The 21,306-nt window shown below is 64.2% G+C and carries 21 protein-coding genes; 13 read left to right on the top strand and 8 right to left on the bottom strand.

The window, feature by feature from the left end; all coding sequences use genetic code 11:
- The first annotated feature begins 467 nt into the window (after positions 1-467).
- From ACGFJ2_RS51200 to ACGFJ2_RS51190, 3 genes are all read left to right on the top strand, one after another.
- Positions 468-1,703 (top strand): helix-turn-helix domain-containing protein, encoded by a 1,236-nt coding sequence (locus ACGFJ2_RS51200; RefSeq protein ID WP_393481201.1) that lies wholly within the window; start codon positions 468-470, stop codon positions 1,701-1,703.
- Between the two features lie 61 nt (positions 1,704-1,764).
- Positions 1,765-1,998, top strand: coding sequence for a hypothetical protein (locus ACGFJ2_RS51195; protein ID WP_393481198.1), 234 nt, complete (start codon positions 1,765-1,767; stop codon positions 1,996-1,998).
- A 733-nt stretch (positions 1,999-2,731) separates the two neighbouring features.
- Positions 2,732-5,140, top strand: coding sequence for an HD domain-containing phosphohydrolase (locus tag ACGFJ2_RS51190; RefSeq protein ID WP_393481195.1), 2,409 nt, complete (start codon positions 2,732-2,734; stop codon positions 5,138-5,140).
- A 94-nt stretch (positions 5,141-5,234) separates the two neighbouring features.
- Here ACGFJ2_RS51190 and ACGFJ2_RS51185 read toward each other — a convergent pair whose 3' ends face one another.
- Together ACGFJ2_RS51185 and ACGFJ2_RS51180 are read right to left on the bottom strand one after the other, a co-directional pair.
- A complete protein-coding gene (locus tag ACGFJ2_RS51185; protein ID WP_393481192.1) occupies positions 5,235-5,414 on the bottom strand; it encodes a hypothetical protein in 180 nt (59 codons plus the stop codon).
- Positions 5,415-5,618: 204 nt separating this feature from the next.
- Complete coding sequence (locus tag ACGFJ2_RS51180; protein ID WP_393481190.1) at positions 5,619-6,608, bottom strand: hypothetical protein; 990 nt, start codon at positions 6,606-6,608, stop codon at positions 5,619-5,621.
- Positions 6,609-7,134: 526 nt separating this feature from the next.
- Here ACGFJ2_RS51180 and ACGFJ2_RS51175 point away from each other — a divergent pair.
- Genes ACGFJ2_RS51175 through ACGFJ2_RS51155 form a run of 5 tightly spaced genes read left to right on the top strand, consistent with a single transcriptional unit; the run spans position 7,135 to position 12,638 of the window.
- Positions 7,135-8,424 carry a helix-turn-helix domain-containing protein gene (locus ACGFJ2_RS51175; protein ID WP_393481188.1) on the top strand — a complete coding sequence of 430 codons (1,290 nt, stop codon included), beginning with the start codon at positions 7,135-7,137 and terminating at the stop codon, positions 8,422-8,424.
- A gap of 22 nt (positions 8,425-8,446) precedes the next feature.
- On the top strand, positions 8,447-9,181 hold the full coding sequence (locus ACGFJ2_RS51170; RefSeq protein ID WP_393481185.1) for a toll/interleukin-1 receptor domain-containing protein: 735 nt from the start codon (positions 8,447-8,449) through the stop codon (positions 9,179-9,181).
- On the top strand, positions 9,178-11,133 hold the full coding sequence (locus ACGFJ2_RS51165) for a hypothetical protein (RefSeq protein ID WP_393481183.1): 1,956 nt from the start codon (positions 9,178-9,180) through the stop codon (positions 11,131-11,133). Before ACGFJ2_RS51170 ends, ACGFJ2_RS51165 begins: the two co-directional genes overlap by 4 nt.
- A 20-nt stretch (positions 11,134-11,153) precedes the next feature.
- Entirely contained in the window at positions 11,154-12,194 is a 1,041-nt protein-coding gene (locus ACGFJ2_RS51160; protein ID WP_393481180.1) for a hypothetical protein, read from the top strand.
- A 9-nt stretch (positions 12,195-12,203) separates the two neighbouring features.
- Positions 12,204-12,638 carry a hypothetical protein gene (locus tag ACGFJ2_RS51155; protein WP_393481178.1) on the top strand — a complete coding sequence of 145 codons (435 nt, stop codon included), beginning with the start codon at positions 12,204-12,206 and terminating at the stop codon, positions 12,636-12,638.
- A 121-nt stretch (positions 12,639-12,759) separates the two neighbouring features.
- On the opposite strand, the gene ACGFJ2_RS51150 is transcribed toward ACGFJ2_RS51155, so the two are convergent.
- The 4 genes from ACGFJ2_RS51150 to ACGFJ2_RS51135 form a co-directional block, all read right to left on the bottom strand.
- The gene (locus ACGFJ2_RS51150) at positions 12,760-13,059 is read right to left on the bottom strand and encodes a hypothetical protein (RefSeq protein WP_393481175.1); all 300 of its coding nucleotides are present in this window, start codon (positions 13,057-13,059) and stop codon (positions 12,760-12,762) included.
- Between the two features lie 3 nt (positions 13,060-13,062).
- On the bottom strand, positions 13,063-13,602 hold the full coding sequence (locus ACGFJ2_RS51145; protein ID WP_393481173.1) for a hypothetical protein: 540 nt from the start codon (positions 13,600-13,602) through the stop codon (positions 13,063-13,065).
- A gap of 35 nt (positions 13,603-13,637) precedes the next feature.
- Positions 13,638-15,578 carry a hypothetical protein gene (locus ACGFJ2_RS51140; RefSeq protein ID WP_393481171.1) on the bottom strand — a complete coding sequence of 647 codons (1,941 nt, stop codon included), beginning with the start codon at positions 15,576-15,578 and terminating at the stop codon, positions 13,638-13,640.
- A 361-nt stretch (positions 15,579-15,939) separates the two neighbouring features.
- Positions 15,940-16,464 (bottom strand): hypothetical protein, encoded by a 525-nt coding sequence (locus ACGFJ2_RS51135; RefSeq protein ID WP_393481168.1) that lies wholly within the window; start codon positions 16,462-16,464, stop codon positions 15,940-15,942.
- 326 nt (positions 16,465-16,790) lie between these two features.
- Between ACGFJ2_RS51135 and ACGFJ2_RS51130 the strand changes: the two genes are divergently transcribed.
- The 4 genes from ACGFJ2_RS51130 to ACGFJ2_RS51115 all read left to right on the top strand — a co-directional run bounded on the left by ACGFJ2_RS51130 (position 16,791) and on the right by ACGFJ2_RS51115 (position 19,127).
- Positions 16,791-17,114, top strand: coding sequence for a PadR family transcriptional regulator (locus ACGFJ2_RS51130; RefSeq protein ID WP_393481166.1), 324 nt, complete (start codon positions 16,791-16,793; stop codon positions 17,112-17,114).
- A gap of 101 nt (positions 17,115-17,215) precedes the next feature.
- Entirely contained in the window at positions 17,216-18,370 is a 1,155-nt protein-coding gene (locus tag ACGFJ2_RS51125; protein WP_393481164.1) for a hypothetical protein, read from the top strand.
- Positions 18,367-18,558 carry a hypothetical protein gene (locus ACGFJ2_RS51120; protein WP_393481161.1) on the top strand — a complete coding sequence of 64 codons (192 nt, stop codon included), beginning with the start codon at positions 18,367-18,369 and terminating at the stop codon, positions 18,556-18,558. The genes ACGFJ2_RS51125 and ACGFJ2_RS51120 overlap by 4 nt, the downstream gene beginning before the upstream one ends.
- A gap of 119 nt (positions 18,559-18,677) precedes the next feature.
- Positions 18,678-19,127 (top strand): nitroreductase family deazaflavin-dependent oxidoreductase, encoded by a 450-nt coding sequence (locus ACGFJ2_RS51115; protein WP_393481159.1) that lies wholly within the window; start codon positions 18,678-18,680, stop codon positions 19,125-19,127.
- 261 nt (positions 19,128-19,388) lie between these two features.
- Here the strand turns inward: ACGFJ2_RS51115 and ACGFJ2_RS51110 are convergent, their stop codons facing one another.
- Both ACGFJ2_RS51110 and ACGFJ2_RS51105 read right to left on the bottom strand, forming a co-directional pair.
- The gene (locus ACGFJ2_RS51110; RefSeq protein WP_393481157.1) at positions 19,389-19,595 is read right to left on the bottom strand and encodes a DUF397 domain-containing protein; all 207 of its coding nucleotides are present in this window, start codon (positions 19,593-19,595) and stop codon (positions 19,389-19,391) included.
- Positions 19,583-20,398, bottom strand: coding sequence for a Scr1 family TA system antitoxin-like transcriptional regulator (locus tag ACGFJ2_RS51105; protein ID WP_393481154.1), 816 nt, complete (start codon positions 20,396-20,398; stop codon positions 19,583-19,585). Before ACGFJ2_RS51105 ends, ACGFJ2_RS51110 begins: the two co-directional genes overlap by 13 nt.
- Positions 20,399-20,598: 200 nt before the next feature.
- On the opposite strand from ACGFJ2_RS51105, the gene ACGFJ2_RS51100 reads away from it, so the two are divergent.
- On the top strand, positions 20,599-21,282 hold the full coding sequence (locus ACGFJ2_RS51100) for an ATP-binding protein (protein WP_393481152.1): 684 nt from the start codon (positions 20,599-20,601) through the stop codon (positions 21,280-21,282).
- The last annotated feature ends 24 nt before the right edge of the window (positions 21,283-21,306 follow it).

Raw genomic sequence — 21,306 nt, 5'->3', positions numbered from 1 at the left:
GGTGTCTGGGCGCATCCCGGACCTAACACGAGTTGCCGGAGCGTTCGCGCAGAGCCTCCGCCCTACGGGACTTTCGGTCGCGGCTCACCCCTTCATTCGGTGGCAAGTGGACCCGTACCGCAGGGCCACCAGGCCCGAGGAACGGAAGCCGCGCGGCAGCCTTACGGACAGAACATCCAGGCTGCCGGAAGTTTTCTCACCTGAGGCTGCCGCTTGGCATTCCTCAGCGCGTGAGCGGCGGCGGTCGCGACCGGCCGAAGAGCCGCAGCGCGGCCGCCGACCATTCACGCGCGGTGGGCCGCGCAGCGGACCGCCTTTAAAGACGTAGAGAGAATTCTCATCCGGTCGATCATTCATATTTGCCCTGTCCCGGTTGTCCTGTTCCAGGACACGCGCGTCAGTCGTTCACTGGCAGGCAATGGGAGGTGCATCGTAGCCTGAGCATGTCACCTTCCGGGAGGCAGGCTGTGGACGACACCGACGGTTCCAGCGCACCGGTACGCACTATCGGCCAGCGCATTCAATACCTGCGGGAGCGTCGCGGCATGACCCGTGAAGTCCTCGCCGGCCTAGTCGGTAAGTCCGAGAGTTGGCTGAAGGCCGTCGAGCACGGTCGCCGTCAGCAGAATCCCCGGCTGCCGATCCTGCTGCAGCTCGCTGAGGCCTTGCGCGTTCGCGACCTAAGCGAGCTCACTGGTGACCAGTCCATACCTGTGCGGATGTTCGCCGGTTCCGGTCATCCGGCGCTGAACGCTGTTCGAGAGGCCATCAACGCCGTACCGATCCAGCCGCGCGGCATCGTGCAGCCACTCACCAGCCTTCGGGCACGACTCGATGCGGCGTGGCGGATCAGGCATGCCTCTGCCGATCACCGCACTGCCCTCGGTGATTTGCTGCCCGACCTGATTCGCGATGCCCAGCTGGCCGCCTGGATGTACCGAGGCGAGCACCGGCGTACCGCCCAGGCGCTGCTTGCGGAGACCTATGGCCTGACTCAGATGTTCGTCGCTTATCAGCCCGCGCCGGACCTGCTGTGGCGGGTGGCCGACCGGGCGCTCGCCGCCGCGCGGGAGTCAGAAGATCCGCTGGCGTTGTCGTGTGCGGTGTGGTTCCTCGTTCAGGTGCATCGGGAGGCCGCCGACTTCGACGCCGCGCATGAGATCAACAGGCAGGGAATGGCGGCCATCGAGTCGCACATGGACGATCCGGGTACGGACCTGCTCGCCATGTGGGGGGCGTTGTTGTTCGAGCTGGCGTTCACCGCGGCACGTACTGGCGACATCGGTGATGCGTGGCGGCATTGGGATGAGGCGGCGCGGGTCGCGGATCGGCTCCCTGACGATTATTACCAGCCGTGGACCTCGTTCTCGCGGGTGATCATGCGTCCGCACGCCGTCACCATCGCGGTTGAGCTCCATCAGGGTGGGGAGTCGGCGCGGCAGAGCGACCACGCCGAGTCTGTACCTATTCCGTCCCGTCCGCGACGTGGCCGGCATCTGATCGAGGTGGCTCGTGCCCACTTGCTACAGCGAGACCACGCGGCGGTCCTCGGTACGCTGCAGCTCGCGCACCAAGCTGCACCGGAGACCATCCGCTACAACGGCTACGCGCGCCGGATGACCCTCGACCTGTGCGAGACGGGCCCGGCTGCTCTACGGCCGCAGGCACGGGAGCTCGCGGACCATATCGGCCTGGTGGTCTGACAGAAGCGAGGGGATACAGAGTGTGTCCACTCGCTTACGCTACGGCTTCTACGGTCGTCGCATGTCACCTGAACAGGTTTCACACGAGTGCTATGACCTTGCCGTTCTTCGTGCGGCGTTCCCGGCCTGGTCGCTGTTCTGTAGCGATGCGGGCGTGTTCTACGCGACTCTGCGCGGTGTCCGTCTCGGGGATGCCGATATCGACAGGGGTCTGCGGCAGACCGTGAGTGCGGACGACGCGGAGACCTTCGTGTCGTTGCTGCAGGATCAGACTCGGATGGCGGTGAGGTCATGAGTTGTCTGCCGCCGAGATTCGACTATCACGGGCCGCATGTGGCGGCTCCGCAGGCGGGGGCTGTCCGTGTGGAGTGGATGCCGGTCCTGCCTCGCGCTGATCGGCTGCGGGTTCGTAGTCATACGTGCGCGTGTAGGTACCCGATGTTCGAGCTCTGTACGGCCGGCGGTCTGTGGTTCGTACGGCATTACCCGTTCGACGAGCCTGCGGACATCCTTGAAAGTGCGTGGATGTCCGCTTGCGCAGCAGGGGCGCTGTGGATACAGATCCTTACCGGTCAGGCACGGTAATCACGGGGTGGCCGCGCGCCGTTTGAAGGGGACACCCCGCGACCTCCCCCTTTGCGTAACGCGTGGCGGCACAAGCTGCCCTTGTCCTCCTGGCCGTGTCCGGAAGGTTGGTGTCGACGCGCGGCTTTGCGGTTGACAAGGGCGGCGGCCAGATTGAGAGCGGCCACGGCCAGCGGGATGAGGTCAACCAGAAGCTCCATCGTGGCTCCTTCGCGAGAATGCGGCTGGATGACCTCTAAAACAGCGCATCGGGCGGAGGTCCGGCATCGAATTCGGACCATGCCGGACGGCCCCATCCGCAATGTGAGCGGAGTGGGCAGGCTGGACGGGTACCAGAGCCGCAACGACGATGGAGGTTGAACCGGTCCGACGCTGTCCGCCGTCAGTCGCCGAAGGCCTCGTGCGGCTCGATGGGGATGCTGGGGCGGAGAGGAGTGCCGCTGGTGAGCGTTGAGATGCCCGACCCCAATCAGGTGCGTACCATCACCGACCTGATCGCCGCACTGCGTGCCTTACGGGCGGGTCGCTCATATGCCGAGCTCGACAGAGCAGCCAACCTCGGCAACCGGCCAAAGGAAGGGTTACCGAGCTCGACGCTGTCGGATCTGCTCAACAAGGGCAGGGCTAGCCGGGAGACGCTGGAGGTGTTCCTGCGCGCCTGCCAGGTGCCCCGGGGGAAGTGGCAGGCATGGCAGGAGGCGCGGGAACGCGCGCTCACCGCCGATGTCCCTGGCACTGTTGGCCTGATTCGGGTGGCACAGGCTGACCCGCGGCGGCTGGGCGTGCATGCTGCGATCGACGCTCCGGGTGCGACCGATGACCTTCCCGCCTACGTTCTTCGCGACACCGACATCGGAACCGCCCCACAGGGAGTTCGCGCCTTGCTGACCAAGGCGGCCGACCGAGGCGGAATGGTGGTGTTAGTCGGTGAGTCATCGGTGGGTAAGTCCCGATGCGCGTATGAGGCAATCCGGGCAGTGCTACCGAACTGGTGGTTGCTCCATCCTGCTGATGCCGAGCAGGTCCGTCAGGCGGCCGAGCACGTAGCCCCGCGGCTGGTTGTATGGCTTGACGAGTTGCAGCGCTACTTGGGCGGCGCGTCTGGCCTGACCACTGCCACCACGCGTACCCTGCTGCAGGCAGGCGCAGTGCTGGTCGCGACCATTTGGCCTGAACGTTATACCGCCTATACGGCAATCCCCGGCCAAGGCCAGCCGGATCTGTACGCGGCTGAACGTGAGCTTCTCGATCTGGCCGACGTGGTGTACCTGCCCAGCTCTTTCAGCGCTGCGGAGCGCATGCGCGCCGATGCTGTCGCAACCTCCGGGGACCAGCGGATTGCCTTGGCCCTGCGATCTACGGACTACGGGCTCACCCAAACCATCGCCGCGGCTCCTCAACTTGTGAATCGGTGGCGCGGCGCAAACCCCTACGCCGCCGCCGTACTGAATGCCGCAATCGATGTCACCCGCCTTGGGGTCGTGTCCCCGCTCAGTGCGGACCTGCTGCGTACGGCCGCACCTGGGTATTGCGATGTCCGTCAGCGCGCCGCTGCCCCATCCGATTGGTTCGAGACCGCGCTCGCGTATGCCAACGGCACTTTGAACGGCGCCGCAGCTGCACTCGCCCCTGTGGCTGGCCCCACCACTATGGGGCAGATCATCGGCTATCAGGTCGCCGACTACCTCCAGCAACACGCTGGGCAGCAACGCCGTCTAACGGAGGTGCCAGCTACCTGTTGGCAGGCCATGGTCGACCATCTCACCGACCCCGGCGATCAAATCCATGCCGCCCACGCCGCACAAAGTCGCCTGCTGCATCAGCATGCCCAAGCTTTGTACCGCCACGCCATCCGTTCTGGTAGCGGGCACGCGGCCGGACTCCTGGCTACTCTCCTGATCGGACAGGGCCGAGTAGATGATGCGTTGGTGCTCTGGCGCGCTCGGGCCGATGCTGGTGAAGGCTCCGCAATCACGACACTGGCTGACCTTGTCGATGAGCAGGAACGAGCGGAACGGGCGCTCGTGCTCTTGCAGGCCGGTGCTGATGCTGACAGCAGAGAAGCCGCCGTACGGACGGTCGGTCTGCTGGTCGCTCGTGGCCGCCCGCAGGAAGCGCTCACGCTATGGCAAGCTCCGGCTGGTGCCGGCTACCGAGCCGCCGCCCGGTCACCTGAGCAGGGCCAGGGCGGGATGACCGCTGATGACCTTGCCGAGGTGCTGATGACGGCGATGGAGATTAAGAGTCCCTACACGCGTTGGCACAGCGAGCGTATCTCCCGACTGGTTGTCATGATCGGCCACCAGATCGGGATACGACCTGACGTGATGGAGGCCGTACGTTTCGCTGGGCTGTTTCACGACATCGGCAAACTCGCCATTCCCGGCCCTGTCCTGAACAAAAGCGGAGCTCTCACCGAGGAGGAATACTCGCTGATCCAATCGCATACCAGCTGTGGTGTGAGCATTGTTGCGAGACTGGCGGAGCTCTTTGATGATCTTCTCGAGCCGGCCGCCCGATTCACGCTCACCAACGCAGCTCTGGAAGGGATTCTTCATCACCATGAGCGGTTCGACGGCCGCGGCTATCCTCGGGGTTTGGCAGGGCGGGAGATTCCAGAGGCCGCTCGCGTCATAGCCGTGGCTGACGCGTTTGACGCCATCACCACTGAGCGCGATTACCGGCCGGCCCGAAGCCTCGAAGAAGCTCTCACGAGGATACGTGAAGAAGTGGGGACGTCCTTCGATCCTGAGATGGTGGAGGCGTTCCTGGCCGTCGTTGACAGCCAGCGCGACCAGATTGAATTGCTCTCCAGCGCCTGTCCTGCCAGCAACAGTAAGAAACCGGTGTGAATGGCTCCTGCAGTGGCACCCCATCAAGGTGATCTCCATTGACGTCGGTCGTGTGGTAGGCGACCTGCCGGAAACGCCATGAACGCTACCGACGTCAATGAATCACCAGCGAGCAGACGATTCTGGTGGCGCTTACGGGGGATGCGATGGCCCGCTCGGTCAGCAGCGACTCCAGGCCCGGGGCGAAATCTGCCAGGGCGCCCGACAGCCAGTCCGCTGCCAGGTCGGCGCGGTGGTCGTCCGATTTCACACCGACGACGAGTTCGGCGGACAACCTGTTGGAACTAAGCGTTACTTTGAGCAAAACGACCCAGCGGCCCGCCGGAGGCTCCGGCGGGCCGCACCATCTCAGTAAGCCAGTCCCGGCGGCTGGTGCCTTCCGTGATCAGGGCGATGTCGGCCTTCCGTCGGTGCCGAGCACCGAAACTGGACGTACCGCGAAACGCTGTGGCTGCTGATGCGGGTCGATGCCGGATCGTCAGATGACATGGCGCTCCGTGACAACGAAGGGTGTTCCTCCGAGCGCGGCGCCAACGGGAGTCTCGGCCCACACCGCGAGCAGTTCCGGCTTCTCCTCGCTACGGTTTAGTAGATCAGTGATCTCGGCCGCAGTGGGCGGCACCGGGCAGGCGCAGCCAACCAGTATGTGCCCTGTAGCGCTGCTGCATTCTTCGTCCTCCGGATCATCCGATACCCACTGGCCTATCTCGACGTGCCAGACGTCTGCATCATCGTCCGGCCGAGGTGTAGTTACCGTCAGGTAGTACCTATCCGGGCCATCAGGGTCATGGAAGATCTCGAACTCGTCCGATTCCAGGATTCCTGGATCGCCATGGCACTGCATGTATGCGGTGACCAGCACGCGGAGATCCGCGACGGCCTTCTCGCGCTGCTCGGAGGTGATGCCCTCCTCGTGCTTATCCATGTATTCGCGACTCCCGTCAGCGAGGTCGGGGATCTCACCGTTGAAGAGCACGAACGGAAAATTGAAGTGCCAGCGGCGTGAGTTCTTTGTCCCCGGTGGCGGATCCTCTCCCGAGAAGTCCGCCAGCTCGCCACGCAACTCGCGTGCCTCTTCTTCCAGCTCCGCGTTGACCGCCGCACGGACAGGTTCGGGCACTTTCGCCATGGCATCGTCCAGATCGCTCAGCGCCTGATGGAGTAGGAGCTTGACGTGCTCGTACCACAAGCTGTGCGCACCGTTGAGCAGGTGGGCGCGGGCACTTCGGTCGGTTAATGCCGCAAGGTGCTCTCTGGGGTAATAGCGAATCTGGCCGTCACGGGTGTCATGGACGCTGACCGGAACGGTGGCCAGGGCGGAGATACGGTTGAGCGCGTCAACGATCGGCGACGCGAGGCCAGCGTCTGGAAGGCTCGTAACGGTTGACGAGGTTGCCCCCGCAGACCCCTCATAGGTCGCGAGGATCTGCACCTTCCCGCGGTTTGGATGCTGAGAGTAAATGGTCATGGCAACGCCTCTCGGCCGACCCATCCCATTGTGGGATGCGTCAGCAACAGGACTGGAAGAACAGGACGGAGGCGGTGGCGAAGGCACGTTCCGACGCTTCATGCCTCAAAGAAGATCAGCGGTGGCTCAGGCCCTATCCCGAGCTCCATGCTTGGTTAGACGGTAAAGCATGACGACATCGGTGACAACCCAGAAACCATCAGATGCGATCAGTGATGACGTCCCACAGAGCGATGTAGTTTCTCGGCCACTTGGCCCTGTTCGTCCCTGTTAGAAGCCATACAGGGAGATAGTGGGTCCACCATTCAGCGGGACGCTGCCCTCTACACATGTACATCCAATGCGCTTTAGCTATAGCGAGTTGCTATAGGGGTTACTCCGTGACGCTGTGAACGCCGCCATGATGCAGGTGCGGCGGCAAGTGGAAACGGGAAACGAGGAAACCTCCCTTGCCCACTTTGAATTGCTGACGCACTCTTGCAGACAGTGACTCTCGGCTGCTCGGCGGGGTGAGGGGGAGGTTCAGGTGGTCCAGGACCCAGCTGGCTTCGGCCGAGAACTGCGCCAGCGACGTTTGGCTGCAGGTCTGACGCTCACTGGTCTGTCCAATCGGGTCCACTACAGCAAAGGCCAGCTCAGCAAGGTCGAACGAGGGTTGAAAGCGCCCAGCCGAGAGCTGGCGCGACTCTGTGACAGCGCGCTAGGCGCCGCTGGCGAGCTGGCGACTCTGGTTCACATACAGCCGACGTCCACGGACGTTATCGAAGCGCGCAACGGAGAGGAGGTGTGGTTGATGGCGCTGCACGGGGACGGACAGAGCCGGTTCCAGCCGTTGAGCCGACGGCAGGTGATGACCATGGGTGTCGCGTCCGTCGCCGGGATGAGCATAGGCCGCCCGAATACATCCATCCCTGCTGGAGACACGACGTTTCTTGGCATGTCCCGTACCTTGTTCGACAACTACCGACAGCTCGGCCAGGTGGCCGGGCCTGCGGCTTTGCTACCCGCGCTCATCGCGCAGACCCACTCGTTGCAGGAACTCTCCTCTGGGACGGGGCCTCGCACCCGTGAAGGACTGCTGCGGCTGGCCTCCCGGTATGCCGAGTACGCCGGCTGGATGATGCAGGAGAGCGGCAACGATCAGGGCGCCTTGTGGTGGACCCGCCACGCGGTGGACCTCGCGGCGGCAGGTGGCGATCGGGACCTGGCCGCGTACGGCGATGTCCGTCACGCCCTGGTCACCCTGTACGGCGACGATGCTGCGCAGACGATTGAGCTGGCGAGGCGGGCGCAGGGGCGGAAGCTACCGCCTCGGATTCGCGGCCTGGCCGCACAACGCGAAGCGCAAGGCCACGCTCTCGCGGGCGACTACGACGCCTGCATGAGAAGCCTGGATCGGGCCCGCGTCCTGCTGACGGGGTCGACGTCGCAACCGGATGGGCCGCCTGTGATCGGCACCACCAATCTGCCCGATCCCGTGGGCATGATCACCGGTTGGTGCCTGTACGACCTAGGACGTCCGCGAGACGCGGCTGAAGTGATGGGCGGGCATATGGCGCATCTGCCGCCGCACGCGTTACGGACGCGCGTCCGCTACGGGATGCGCCGGGCGCTCGCCCACGCCATGGCAGGTGAGATCGAACACGCCTGTGATCTGACCGGTCAACTCCTCGGCGCTGCCACCACCGTGAGTTCGGCCACCATCGCACAGGACATGCGCGCTCTCGCGCGGACGCTCTCCCGTCATCCAAGGAATGCGGCGGTGCGGCGGATGGCGCCGGAACTTGGCACGGCTCTGCAATTCGTCAACTCCTAGACCCAGGGATGGGGAGCAGTCAGTGACGTACGAGGTGTTCATCAACTACCGCACGGGTGATGGTGAGAAGATCGCTGCTCTGCTTGAGCGAGATCTTTCGTACCGCTTCGGTGACGAACACATCTTCCGGGCGTCCAAGTCCATTCAGCCCGGAGCCACGTACCCAGACCAGTTGATCAGTGCGGTACGCCGCAGCGGCATCGTGCTGGCCGTTATCGGCCCGAACTGGTCGAAGCGCCCCGAGCTGCATGACGAGGGCGACTGGGTACGCAAGGAGATCCTGGAGGCATTCACCTGTGGCATAGAGGTGATCCCGGTCCTCGACGGCCGAAACACCGAGCGGCTGGACCCCGCCGACCTGCCGGGGCCGCTGAGGCGACTCGCCGACGTGCAGTCGGTTCGGCTGGACCTGCATGATTTGCAGTCGGGTCTCACGCGAATCGGTAACACGCTCGCCGCGAAGCTGCCACGGCTCAAGGCCGCCGACCGGACCCTGCGGCGGGAGCCCGAGACTGGCGACGTGCGCAATTCGATCGACGAGGCGCGCGGAAACATCATCCAGACCCGTGACTTCACCGGCGACGCCGGCACCGTCATTAAGGACAATCAGGGGCTGCTCCATACCGGAACGGGCGATATCAACCAGCATTCCCCGCGCATTTCAGGGATGGGGGCGACGTACATCGCCGGCAACAACCAGGGCGGGATCCGGCAGGACTTCGGCGGCGCAGAGCACAAGGAGGAGGACGACCGGTGACCGATCCCGTGCCGCCCCACGTTTCGGATCCCCGCGGGCCGGTGCACACGGGGAGCGGGGATCTCAACTACTACGCTGTCATGGCCGAAGCGGCGGCGCGAAGCCGGGACCTGCGGTTCGCCTTCATCGAGGAACTGGATTGGCTCTGGCGGCACTTCATCCACCCTCCCGGCCACGGCAAGGCGAGCGACATCCTCGAGACCCATAGGACGGTGTTGCTCAGCGGCGAGGCAGGCAGCGGCAGGATTGCCACAGCGAAAGCGCTTCTGCGCGGGCTGTCCACCGGTGACGAGCGCTTCCACGAACTCACCTGGGAATGGGACAAGGAGCTCGGCAGATATCGGCTGGAGCCGGCTGCCGTAGGTGACGACGACCGCGTATGGCTGGACCTAACGCAGGCCGATGAGCGGGCCTGGTATGCATTCCAGGAAGAGCTGTCCTCCGTACGCAAGATGATCGCCGGGCATGTGGCTCTCCTCGTGGTCGTGCTCCCCGGCAAGGGCGGTGAAGGGCTTTGGCCGGAGTTCACCCACTTCCACGCTGAGATTGAACGGCCGGAAGCTCACGAAGTTCTCCGCCGGCACCTGCGGCTGGCGGGTATGCCCGACGCTGTGACCAGCCCTCTGCCGGGGTTTCTCCGCACCAACCAGCCGCTTCGGGGAGTCGCCCGATTCGCCGCCCTCGTCGTGCTTGCGTATCAGAACAAACCCCGAGGCAATTACGCCGCGTGGTACAAAGCCGCAGAATCGGCGTACACCGGATCCGGCTATGGTGTCGCGGTGGCCGCACGGGTCGCCAAGCTGCGCCTCGGCCCTCAACGTGCTCTGCTCCTCGCCACAGCCATGCTGCAGGACGCCCACGTCGACCACGTCTACAACGCTGCCATGACGCTGCTCTCGACCGTCTCGTACGCCGATGAATGCCACTCTTTGGAGCGTTCCGATCTCGTAGAGAGCCTAAAGGGCATCGGCGCCGAACTCGACGACCGAGGTCACATACGGTTCAAGGAGTTGGGGTACGACGCTGCGGTCCGCGCGCACTTCTGGCATCACATGCCGGGGCTGCGGGATGGCATCCAGCAGTGGATCGGGAAGATGATCGACAGCACCGACCTGCCTGACGGGGACCGCTACCTCCTCATCAGGCGCTTCGCCGACCAGTGCCTGCACCCGAGATACCGGCACGTTCTTGTCAATGCGGTGGCCGAGTGGACCAAGGGACCGATGACGTACCGCCGGCAGATGGCGGCCCATAAGGCTTTGGAGCGCGCGCTCAATACTGAGGAGCACGGCGCCTTCTTCCGCAAGCAGATCTACAGCTGGGCGACCGACGACCACCTCTCCGAGGCGTTGTCTCAGGTCGTCATCGTGATGTGCACCAAGGTCATCGCCCTCAGCCATCCTGACCAGGCCATCGTGCGGCTCCACCACCGGGCCAGAAGGGAGAGCCGGACCCCGAACGCCCGTACCGCGCTGCTGGAGATGGTCTCCAGTGACACGTGGTTCCGTCGGCAGCTGCTCGTCCGGCTCACCCAGCCGCTTGACGGCAGCCGGAAGGAGTACGACAAAGACGCCGATCTCTTTGTGGACCTTGCCGACCCCACGGCGCTCACCGCTCCCGGGAACCACGACCGGCCGCTCGCCGCGGAAGTGGAAGTTCGCGCCATGCTGACCGAGGGGTGGAGGCGCGTCTTCCGCGAGCGCGAGGAGGCTGCCTGGCAGGCGCGGATGCGCCAGTGGCTCGCCGTAGCCCGCGGCGACGATCGCCACCGCGACGCGCTCATCGACGTGCTCATCTACGGCAGCGAGCAGCGTAGCGCGATCCTGGGTCGTCTCTACACCGAAGCGCGCGCCGTATCCCGATCAGCGGAGAACGGCGCGGAGCGTTCCGCCGCCTTCCTCGATGTCGTTCTGCGCAAGATTTCCACCAGTCAAGGCATCCAGATCCCCTGATCAACACTGTGGAGGGCACTATGAGTTCGGGCCGCAACACGGTCATGATCTATCTCTGCGTCACCGGCGGAGTCCTGCTGGCCGGCCTCGTCGCCTTCGCTCCCCGGCAAATATGGCTCCCAGCCGTCGCGTTGGCGTTCGTGATCGCGGTGGTTCCGCTCTACCGATTCGTCATGGCCAGCCGGCGAACGAGAGCCTCGATGGAGCCTTCGACCCTTTACGTGCCTCCTCCTCCGCCCCCGGTCGAGCCCCGAGAGCAGCGGGTGGACCAGGTCCCGTTGCCCAGCCAGGAGGACGATTACGATTTCCTGTTCTCCGCGGTTGTCCTCTGGACGCCCCTCGATCGGCTTTGGGAGGACAAGCGGGTCAATCTCGCGGCACTGGCTACGGACGCGATCCTCAAGCGCGCACAGGAGATCACCGAGCACCGCGAGCCGGGCAGGGTCTCACTTGTCGCACACGAGCTCGGCGGAATCCTGGGCACGATGCAGAAGGACCACACTGGCCAGGTCCAAGCCATGGCCGAGTCCGTGCAGGTCCTCCTATCCCCACAGGATCAGGAACGGCTCGACAAGCTGGCCGAGGTGCGTAAGGACCGGGTGGTCTGGGAACACGACCGCAAGTATGAGCAGAGCAAGCGGGAATACCTCGAAGAAGATGTACTCAAGGACACCGGAAGCGCCGTCGTGTGGTGGCTCGTCAAGAATGACGACCAGGTGGAGAAGACGGTGAACGATATCGGCCTGCTCGCCACGCTGTCTTCCGCGGCCAATAACAGGAAGCTGCCAGAAGCAGCCGGCTATGAGTTCGATGTCATGCCATCGGTGAATGGGGCGTCGCCGGTGGATGATCTGGCAGCGTTCTTGTGCGCCCTCGATTTAAAGGAACAGAGAGATCTCTTTGTGCACCAGATAGCTCTGCTGGTGCACAACTACGGCCGACCAGATGTCGCCGAAGAGATCGAACGCCGATTCGACCTGGCCGAACCGAGCGCCCCCTCGGACAGCCACGCGCCTGACGATCCAGAGGTTGATGGGCAGAATCCGTGGAACGATCAATAAGGAGGGGATATGGAAGCTGAGCTGATGGCGCTGGCGGCTTCCGGCGCATCGACCCTGGTCACGTTGATGATCTCCGATGCCTGGACCCAGGCGAAAGATAGGCTCGCCGCCGTGCTTGGGAGGACTGGCGAAGAGGAGGACGTGCTGCGGGAACTGGAAGCTTCGCGGGCTGTCCTCGTGAACGCACTTTCAGCGGGAGACGGCGCGCGGGCGGCGGACGTCGAAAGCGAGTGGCAGGCTCGCCTGCTGCGGCTTCTCCGGGTGGACTCGAGCTGGATCGGTGAGTTTCAGAAGCTTTCGGCCGCGCCTGGCGGCACTGTGTATAACCACATCACCGGGCGGGTCCAAGCTGGATTGCTTATTCAGGCCGGACGGATCGAGAGGTCTAACTTCCACACGCCCGAGGTCACATGTCCAGCAAATTCCGAACAGACGGTTAAATAAGCTGACAGAATTCTGAAATAGGTAGGTATATGCCGAGGTGTCAGAAGCATATCTACAGCTTCTGCACAGCTCAGGTCGCAACACAGGAAGGCAGCACCTGGACGCGAGGCCAAGCGCTTCATTACAGGTCATATCGGCGGATCAGCCGCAAGGCGTCTTGCTCGGTGACCATTTCGGCGGTGCGGGTGATCTGCAGGCGGAGGTCGTTCAGGATGGTCTCACCGGCATGTATGACGCGTCCCGTCTGCCGGTCGAGTTCGCCATCGAAGTCCTTGGCTACCGGGCCAGTCCAGATGCGGCCGGAGTGGAAGTCCTTGGCGCGATTGGTGAGCGCCTGCTGCATGTCGTGGATCAGCGGCTCGATCGTGCGCAGCGCGTCCTTTAAGGCGGGCAGCAGGGGGTTGGGGACCATGTCGGCCATGGCTCAATCCTTCGTGTCGGGAGGAGGAGTGCCTGTGCCCATGATGAGTTTGGGGGCGATCAGTTTCATCAACGCCACCACGTCTGCCTCGTTGTCGCGGCCCTTGGCACCGCGTACGAGTTCGATGCCTAGCCGCACCTTGCCGCGCACCAGCACGGAACCCACCCGGTTCTCCATGTTGGTGTCCTTCACGTAGTAACCGAATCCGTCGGGAACTATCGAGGGCAGCGGTTTCGAACCGTCCCGGAGCTGTTCGTCGATCTGCCCACGTGAGCCTGCGGTATCGAGCATGATGCGGAGGATGGAAGGCTTGTCGCCGCTGTTCTGGAAGATGGAGCAGGCACCGATGGCGGGTTGGTCCTTCGCCGCCAGATTCAGGGAGCCGGTTGCCAGCGGGTCGCGTACGCCGGTCATTTGCTCTACGGCAGCCTTGGGGACGTAGTTGCAGATGAAGGGCGCTGCGTACGCCGTCGATAGCGGCGATGCGTCGACCTTCTCGGGGGGTTTTCCAGCGCAGGCACTCATCCCGATCACCGCGCCCACGGCCATCATCGTCCGGAAGACTAAGCTCCTCATGATTACCTGTACGCCGATATGCCGAGGTTGTAGCCTTCGTTGAGTCGGCTCTGGACCCCTAACTCCAGCCATGGGTTGTTCTTCGTCTGCCGGTAAAGCCAGGTCTGATAGGCGTTTAACCGTTTCCCGGTGCCTTCACCCATCTCATCGGGGGTCATCAGCTGGCCATCCTTCGTGAGGAAATTGTTGGGAGCCTTTAGCGGGTCATCTCCGGGTTTGAGATCGCTGAGCGATGCCCATGGATGAGTTTTGGCGGGAGGGTCGGAGGAGCCGAACAGGCCGTGGTCGAGCATGGCCTGGGCACCGAGCTGATGGAGGAGTGCTCGGGTCTGCTCGAGGGTGGTGTTTGCCTCGAATACGGCGGTTTTCTCCGCGGTGCCCTTGACACTGTCCTCGATCATGCCACTCCAGGCTCCCAGGACTCCCGCCCCGATCGGCCAACTCGCACTTTGTGGGAAGGCGAGTCCGGTGTTGACGACGGCCAAAAGGGCTTTCACGTTGCGCTTCTGGCTCTCGTCCATATCCTTGGCCAGGTCAATTTTGGCGATGTTGCCCGCGTCCATGATGAGGCCGAAGCCGGCGCCGGCCTCTTGGGCCGCGTTGCTCAAACCTCCGGTGCCCTGCTTTGCTGCCAGCACGCCGACACCGTTGTCGAGCAGTCTGGATGCCCAGGCTGTCTGAGCTGCCGTGACGAGCGCGAGAGCCTTGTCGTCGGCCTTGAACGCTTCCCTCATAACGCTGCGTAGTTCTTCCTTGGAGAACTGCGCACCCCACTCCTCCCGGCCGGGCAGGCTGGGATTGTCCTCCATGTACACGCCCGGCTTCTCGATGCCCGGCATCGCTGCCACTCGGGCGACGTCGGGGATGTAGGCCCCCAGGATGCGTCCGACGGAAAGGGGCGCCACCAGCGATTTTTCGAGGGTGCCTGCCTTGATCCGCTCATATTCGAGGTGAATGACATATGAGGCCAGCTTGGCCGACACGTATCCCGAGGACGGGCGGGCCTCTGACCCGCTGTGGTCTCGGAACGTGATCGTGGCCGCCTCCAATGCCTTGCCCACCGCGACGCCGCCGTCGCCCAGCTCGTGCACGGTCGTGTAGTACTTCAGCGTGTCGCCGCCGTTGAAAAAGTCCTGGGCCGCTTGTGGGTTCTTCCTCAGCGCCTCCATTACGTCCGCCATCGGGTGCCGCCGGTGAGCGGCTGAGTGAAGTGCACCCCGTTCGGCGGCATCCAGCTTCTTGGCCACCTCCAGCAGGAACGCGCTGTTGTAGGTCCCATGGGTGAGGACCCGGGCGAGTCCCCGATGCGGGCCCAGCTGGAGGTTCGCGGTGAGCCGTTGCCGCCAGTCGGGGCTGAGTTGTGCGCTGGCTGCACCCAGCGCCGTGCCGAGGGCGGCCAGCAGGCGTTGTGCGTCTTTGTCGCCCTCATTGAGTACGACTGCGGCCGCCACTTCGTTGAACTTCTCCGGCCCCAGCGCGTTCAGGAGTTTGAGAGCGAACTGCGGATCCTTGGCGTGTTTCTCCAGTTGGGCGAGGGCCTGCTTGTTCACCTCGGAACTCTTCGCGCTCTCGCGCAGGTAGAGCGCCGCCGCGTATGCATCCGGGTCGGAGGAGACCTTCCTGTGCAACTCCTCGTCGAACGCGATCAGACCGGTTCCGGACGACACCATCCACGTGTCGTTCATCGCCTTGATCGTGTCATTGCGCCGCCGCAGCTCGCCCTGCTTGCCGCGGATCCAGATCTCCGCCTCCCGCATCGCGCTCAACCCCGAGACGTCCACTTCCAGCTTCTCCAGGGCTCGCCGCACCACGGGCTCGTTCCGCCGCAGCAGGTCACCTGCCTGGGAGAACAGGGGCTCGAACCGATCCATCACGTCCGGGTTAATTCCGGAGTATTGGCTGTCAAACGGCTTGGGTTGCAGCTCAAGGGGTGGCTCGGTCATGACCGGCCTCCGGCATCTTCAGAGGACATGCGCAGGCTATCTCTCATCCGGATCCACCCGGAGGCTTCCTGCTCGACGGATATGAGGTTCGACGAGATGTACGCACGCCATCCTGAGAGCGGTTCAACTTGATAGGGCCTTCTGGTTGGGACTTACCTGAAATTCGCCTCACCCAGGCGGTCGGTCAATGGAGTGGGGCGTGCTCGAAGGCTGGTCGATACCCCGTGGTCATGGTCCTACCGCTGAATGGGATTCCGTATGCGACCTATCAAAGGCATGGAAGGCCAAGGTGGTCGGCAGCTAAGAAATCGCAGGTCAGCGTACGAAAGGCTTGATGGTGGAGAAGCGCACCGGCAAACCGCTACGGGGTGCCTATGGTTGTTCGGGCCGTTTCGATGAAGCTCTCCAGCCGATCACGGAACGCCTGGTGGGCGCTGTCGAAGCGGGAACGTCCTTCGGGGGCGCCTTGCGCGATGTGCCACAGCACTCCGTTGGCATCCGTGGTCGCCTGTATGACGGCGTCCGCCTTTGCGGCGATGGCTTCTGGCCCTTCGAGAAGAACCACCCTGGCGCATCGTGCCAGCGGATCATAGGCGTCCCGCAGGGCAGTACGTAGGTCTTGAATCTTCTCTAACTGCTTGTCCTGCTGCGTCAGTTGAATGTAGACGTCGCCGAGCCTGTAGTAGAGCTCGCCGGTGATGTGGGCCTGCTCCAAGAACTCGAGGTAGGCCGTCCGACGTGCTTCACGAATCTGGGCATGATGCTGAGCCTTAGCGGACGCTTCGGCTTGGATTCGTGCTGCGCGAGCGTTTCCCAGGCTGGTCACCCATCCCGCTAGGATCGCCGTCCCACCTGTCAAGATCGCAACCCACACCGTGCTGTCCACATGACCTCCTGGTCAAGGTCGGCGCGTTCGCTCGAAGCCTGCAGCGCCTAGCCGCGAAATGGCCTGTCGAAGGACTCGCGCTCCAGGCGCTTCACGTCACCCCCGTGTATCCACCATCGCTGCTCCGCAGCGTCTAAACCAGGCGGTCACGACGCCACACTGATCGTCTTGCCCCTGATCTTTCCCTGCCCTGGCCTGCGGAGAAGGCGCCCCGCCCTTGCCCGGCCGTTTGGCGCCGGCTTCCGTCCAACTTGTTCGCCATAGTGGGTTGACCTCTACCATGGGCTAGGTAGAGTACGAGTGTGGGTTCAGCTCCTAGAATGACTATGCCGACGCAGCTCGTGCTGCGGGTGCTGCTGGAAGACCCGGCGCGTGAGCGCTACGGGCTCGAGATCTGCTCGGCATCCGACCTGCCGAGCGGCACGATCCATCCCATCTTGGCCAGGCTGGAGGGTTACGGCTGGGTCGAGTCGTGGTGGGAGGAGACCGACCCCCGGCAGGAGGGCCGGCCCCGACGGCGTTACTACCGGCTCACCGCTGACGGGGCCGAGCGGTCGCGCATCGCTCTCGCCGCGGCCCGCAGCCCGGTCGGCAGGATGGCTCTGCCTTCGCCGCTGCTGCGGCCGGGACCGGCGGGTGGTCACGGGTGAGCCTGGGAAAGAGTGGGCGGCCTCCCGCCAAGCGCCCGTACTCTCGCCGTCGGCCTGCGCGACGCGGCTCCCGCAGGCCTCGCTATTCGCCGCCCTCACGCGTGGACCGGGGGCCGGAAGGGCGGGTCGAGCTCGGCGCCCTCTTCGGTGACGCCTTCGCCGGCATCGACGAAACTCTGGGGCGGCTGCGGGACCGGAGTGACAGCGTGCTCGAGCGCATCGTCGCACGTGATCCCCACCGCCGATGGTTCACCGGCCTCACCAGGTTAAGAGCCTTGGTCCGTGTCGTGCTCCTCGCGGCCGGATTGGCCGTTCTCCTGGTCGTCGCCGACGGGCGCTTGCGCGCACGTCCGCTGGCCGGGATGGACTTGGGCACCCTCACGCAGTACGTCATCGATGGCGTGCGAGACCTGCCCGGCGTCGATCTCACCCTTCTGCCCGGCGCGGCGGGCCGTGACCAGTGGCTGGTCGCCCAGTGCCTGTTCGCCTGTGCGCTGGGACTCGCCCTGGCCAGGAGCCTGAAGCAGGCATGGGATCTCATCATTGCCTACCGGTTCACCCGTACTGACCGCAGCGGCTTCGTCCAGACCTGCACCAGGCTGGAAAGAGCCTTGGTCCGTGTCGTGCTCCTCGCGGCCGGGTTGGTCGTTCTCCTGGTCGTCGCGGACGGGCGCTTGCGCGCACGTCCGCTGGCCGGGATGGACTTGGGCACCCTCACGCAGTACGTCATCGATGGCGTGCGAGACCTGCCCGGCGTCAATCTCACCCTTCTATTCAACGCGGTGGGCCGCGACCCGTTGCTGGTCGCCCTGGGAGTGCTCGCCTGCGTGCTGGCCGCTGCGCTGATCAGAGCGCTGGTGTACGCCTGCGAGCTGTGCCTGGCCCTCCTAATCGCCGGCGCGCTCACCCTGGTGTACTTCGCTCTCTTCGCTGTCGCCGTCGCCGTGGCGACCCCCGTGGTCCTGGTGGTCGCCGCCGTTCGGGTGGTCGCCTATCGTCGGTGGGTCGTGCCCGCAGAGCGGTTTGGCGTCGCCCTGGACCGCATGCCGGGACACCTCGTGGCGGTCGCGGCGGCGCTGTTGCCCGGCCCGTACCGGGAGCGCTACGCCGAGGAGTTCAGAGTCGAGCTGCACGACCTCGCCCACGACGGTGCCCGCTGGCGGCACCTGCTCGCGTACTCCCTGCGCATCCTCATCCGCGCAGGACGTCTGCACGCCGAACTGCGTTCCTCCAGCCGCGAGAGGGCCAGCTCATGACCAAGACCAAGACGGCAGGCGGGCTGGCGGCCATTGCCACTCTGGCTATGGCCGGCAGCTCAGTCCTGACCGTCCTCCTCCTTACCGCGGTGGTGGCGATCGTCGCCCTGTGCTGGATCGTCGCCGATCGTCACCGCTCCACCCACCTGGCCATGCTCATCCGCTCTCTGCGCATGTTCCGCAGCTAAGGGCTGTTTCATGGGCAAGCAGGGCGGGACACTCGCCGGCAGCCTAGTGAGGATGAATCCGCGCGGTGGCGGGGTTGAACTGCGCAATATCATCCGCTGGCGACGATGGGATGGACGCGATGCCTTTTGAGGGCGAGTACGAGCCGAGGCCGGCGCAGTGGGTGCGCGAACAGGTCGAGCTGTACGAGAGCTCGGACGGCACGCAGGGAAAGACGCTCTGGGACACGGGACTGCCCGTCGTCATTCTCACGACGCGCGGCGCGAAGAGCGGCAAGCTCCGCAAGATCCCACTGATGCGTGTGGAGCACGAGGGACGGTACGCGGCCGTGGCCTCGAAGGGCGGTTTCCCGAGCCACCCGGTCTGGTACTTCAACCTCAAGGCCGACCCGCACGTGGAACTCCAGGACGGGTCCGTACGCCAGGACATGAGGGCCCGTGAGATCACCGGGGAGGAGAAGGCCGAGTGGTGGAAGCGCACGGTCGCCGCGTATCCGCCGTACGCCGAATACCAGGAGAAGACCGATCGGGTGATCCCCGTCTTCGTGCTGGAGGCGGCGGCCGGGAACTGATTGGCTGCGAGGACGGGACCCAGCCGTACCTGTACCTGTGGGTCCGTAACGCCGGCACCGAGGGTGCGGTGGAGTGCCGTATCAAGATCGACGGCCAGGTGGTGCGGGAGGCGAAGAGCAGCGGCCCGTACAGCGCTGCCAGATGACGGTCGACAAGCCCTGAGCAGCGCTGACCTACTGGTCGCAACCGGCGGGCAGAGCCCCGCCTCGCCGATGGCGCCCCCCGCCTAAGAAGCCGTGAACCCGCGAGGGCCTTAAAGGTCAGATGTCGAACTCGCCGTGGGCCGCTCCATGCAGGAACGCCGTCCACTCATCGCGCGTGAAGATCAAGGCGGGCCCGGTTGGGTTCTTGCTGTCGCGCACTGCTACGACATTCGGGAGATTGGTAGCTACCTCGACGCACTGACCGGTGTCGCCGCTGGCAGTTGCCTTACGCCACTCCGCTTGCTCTAGGTTCATTTCGACCATTTCCTTATCGCATCCCCTATTGCCCGCTGTGACACTGTTTGCGAGTGGGCATCCGCTCTGATGGTGTCATATCTCACCTTGAGTTGCGCTACCGTTTCGTGATCTCCGGTGACGTGGCCGGACAGGAGCGAGTCCGTCGACACCACCTCGGTTCCATCGCGGAGACGAGCCAGAGCGAAAGCGCTCACCATGCCAACCACACAGGCTGCTGCGGTCGGCACCACTTGGATAGTTATCCGCGGGTGTTGCGTCAGTTCATGCAGGTAGCAGAGCTGGTTCAGGAGGACTGCCGGCCCGCCGATGGGGCGATCAAGCACGCTCTCGTCGACCAGGGCCAGGAGCGTCGGAGGCGTCGGCCCCTCGAAGATCTGCATGCGTCGCGTTCGCGCTTGCACCCGCTCCTCCGCCCGCTCGGGAGGGAATGCCGTGGAGAAGATCGCTCGGGCGTACTCCGGGGTCTGGAGTAGCCCTGGAACCAGGAGCGGGTCCCACGACTGAAGGATGACCGCCTGCGGCTCTATCTCCTCCACCCAGCGTGCAAACCAGCCGAGGGCGGGTGAATGGGTGATTTGCCGATATAGCTTTACGAAATGGCTGTCAAGCTCGAAAGCCTGATCGGCCGCCTCGGCGAACTCAAGTGTCGGCGTCCGGCGCCCTCTTTCGACATGGCTGATGAGGGAGGTATGGCACCTCATCCGGGCGCTTAGTGATATTTGAGAAAGCTTCATCTTCTTCCGGTAGTGCTCCAGGTCAGAGGCGAAGCGTGCCCGCGGTGACATCTGATCGCCGTTTTCGGTGTCCACGCTGCCCTCCGGTCGCTATACCCCACCTGAAATATCCCTGCGCGCAGTCGTTGAGCGACAGATCTGTGACGGATAATACAGGCTTTGCGTCTTCTTTTGTCGTCCAGTTTCGCGAGGTGGAGGCACTTTCGGTCGCCGATATTGCTCATGCTTGGGTTCCACGCAGCAGCGAAAGACAGGGCTTTCGTTGCGTGCGGTAAATGGATCTCCAGGCCCTTGTGGAGGTGGTCAGCGAGATGGACGCACATTGCTCAGCTCGCGGAGAGGTTGCCCGGCGCGTGCCTCCGGAGCTTGATCGGCAGGCAGAAGGCGGTGCGGGCCATGAACGTGACATGCAGTCGTCGCTGGCCTCAGCGAGCGCGGATTCAGGCGGCCGTCTTCGAGGGCACGATAAGAACGGGGAAGCAAAGAAGGGGGCAAATCTACACGACTGCATTGAGCTGCCAGCTTTTCCGGTATCTGTGTCGATCGCGCGCAGATATGTCGCGCTGGTGCTGGAGAGGTGGGGGTGCGAGGAGCTGATCGACGATGCCAGGCTCATCGGCAGTGAGCTGATGACTAATGGCATAAAAGCGGTCGAGCTAAGCGAAGTAGCTCGTGAAGCAGAAATCGAGACGTTCGGGATACTCGCCGGGTGTGATCGACACGTGTGGATCGCCCTCCACCGCACAGCCGATGACGTGGTCATAGAGGTGTGGGATCCCAGTCTTAAGGCGCCGAGAATCGGCCATCCCAGCGCCTCGGAGGTGGGCGGACGAGGGCTACAGGTCGTCGACAAGACAGCCGCGGAGTGGGGCTATCGATGGCTGAGCACGGGCGGGAAGATCGTCTGGGCCCGGCTGAAGATCAGGCAGCAGCCTGGAGCGCTGGATGAGGTGCATTGAGGCCATGACGGACGCGAAGCGAGC

It is taken from the genome of Nonomuraea sp. NPDC049028, from assembly GCF_043197735.1.
Lineage (GTDB): Bacteria > Actinomycetota > Actinomycetes > Streptosporangiales > Streptosporangiaceae > Nonomuraea.
Note: the sequence above shows the minus strand (reverse complement) of the source record. Positions and strands in the feature narration are given on the sequence as shown.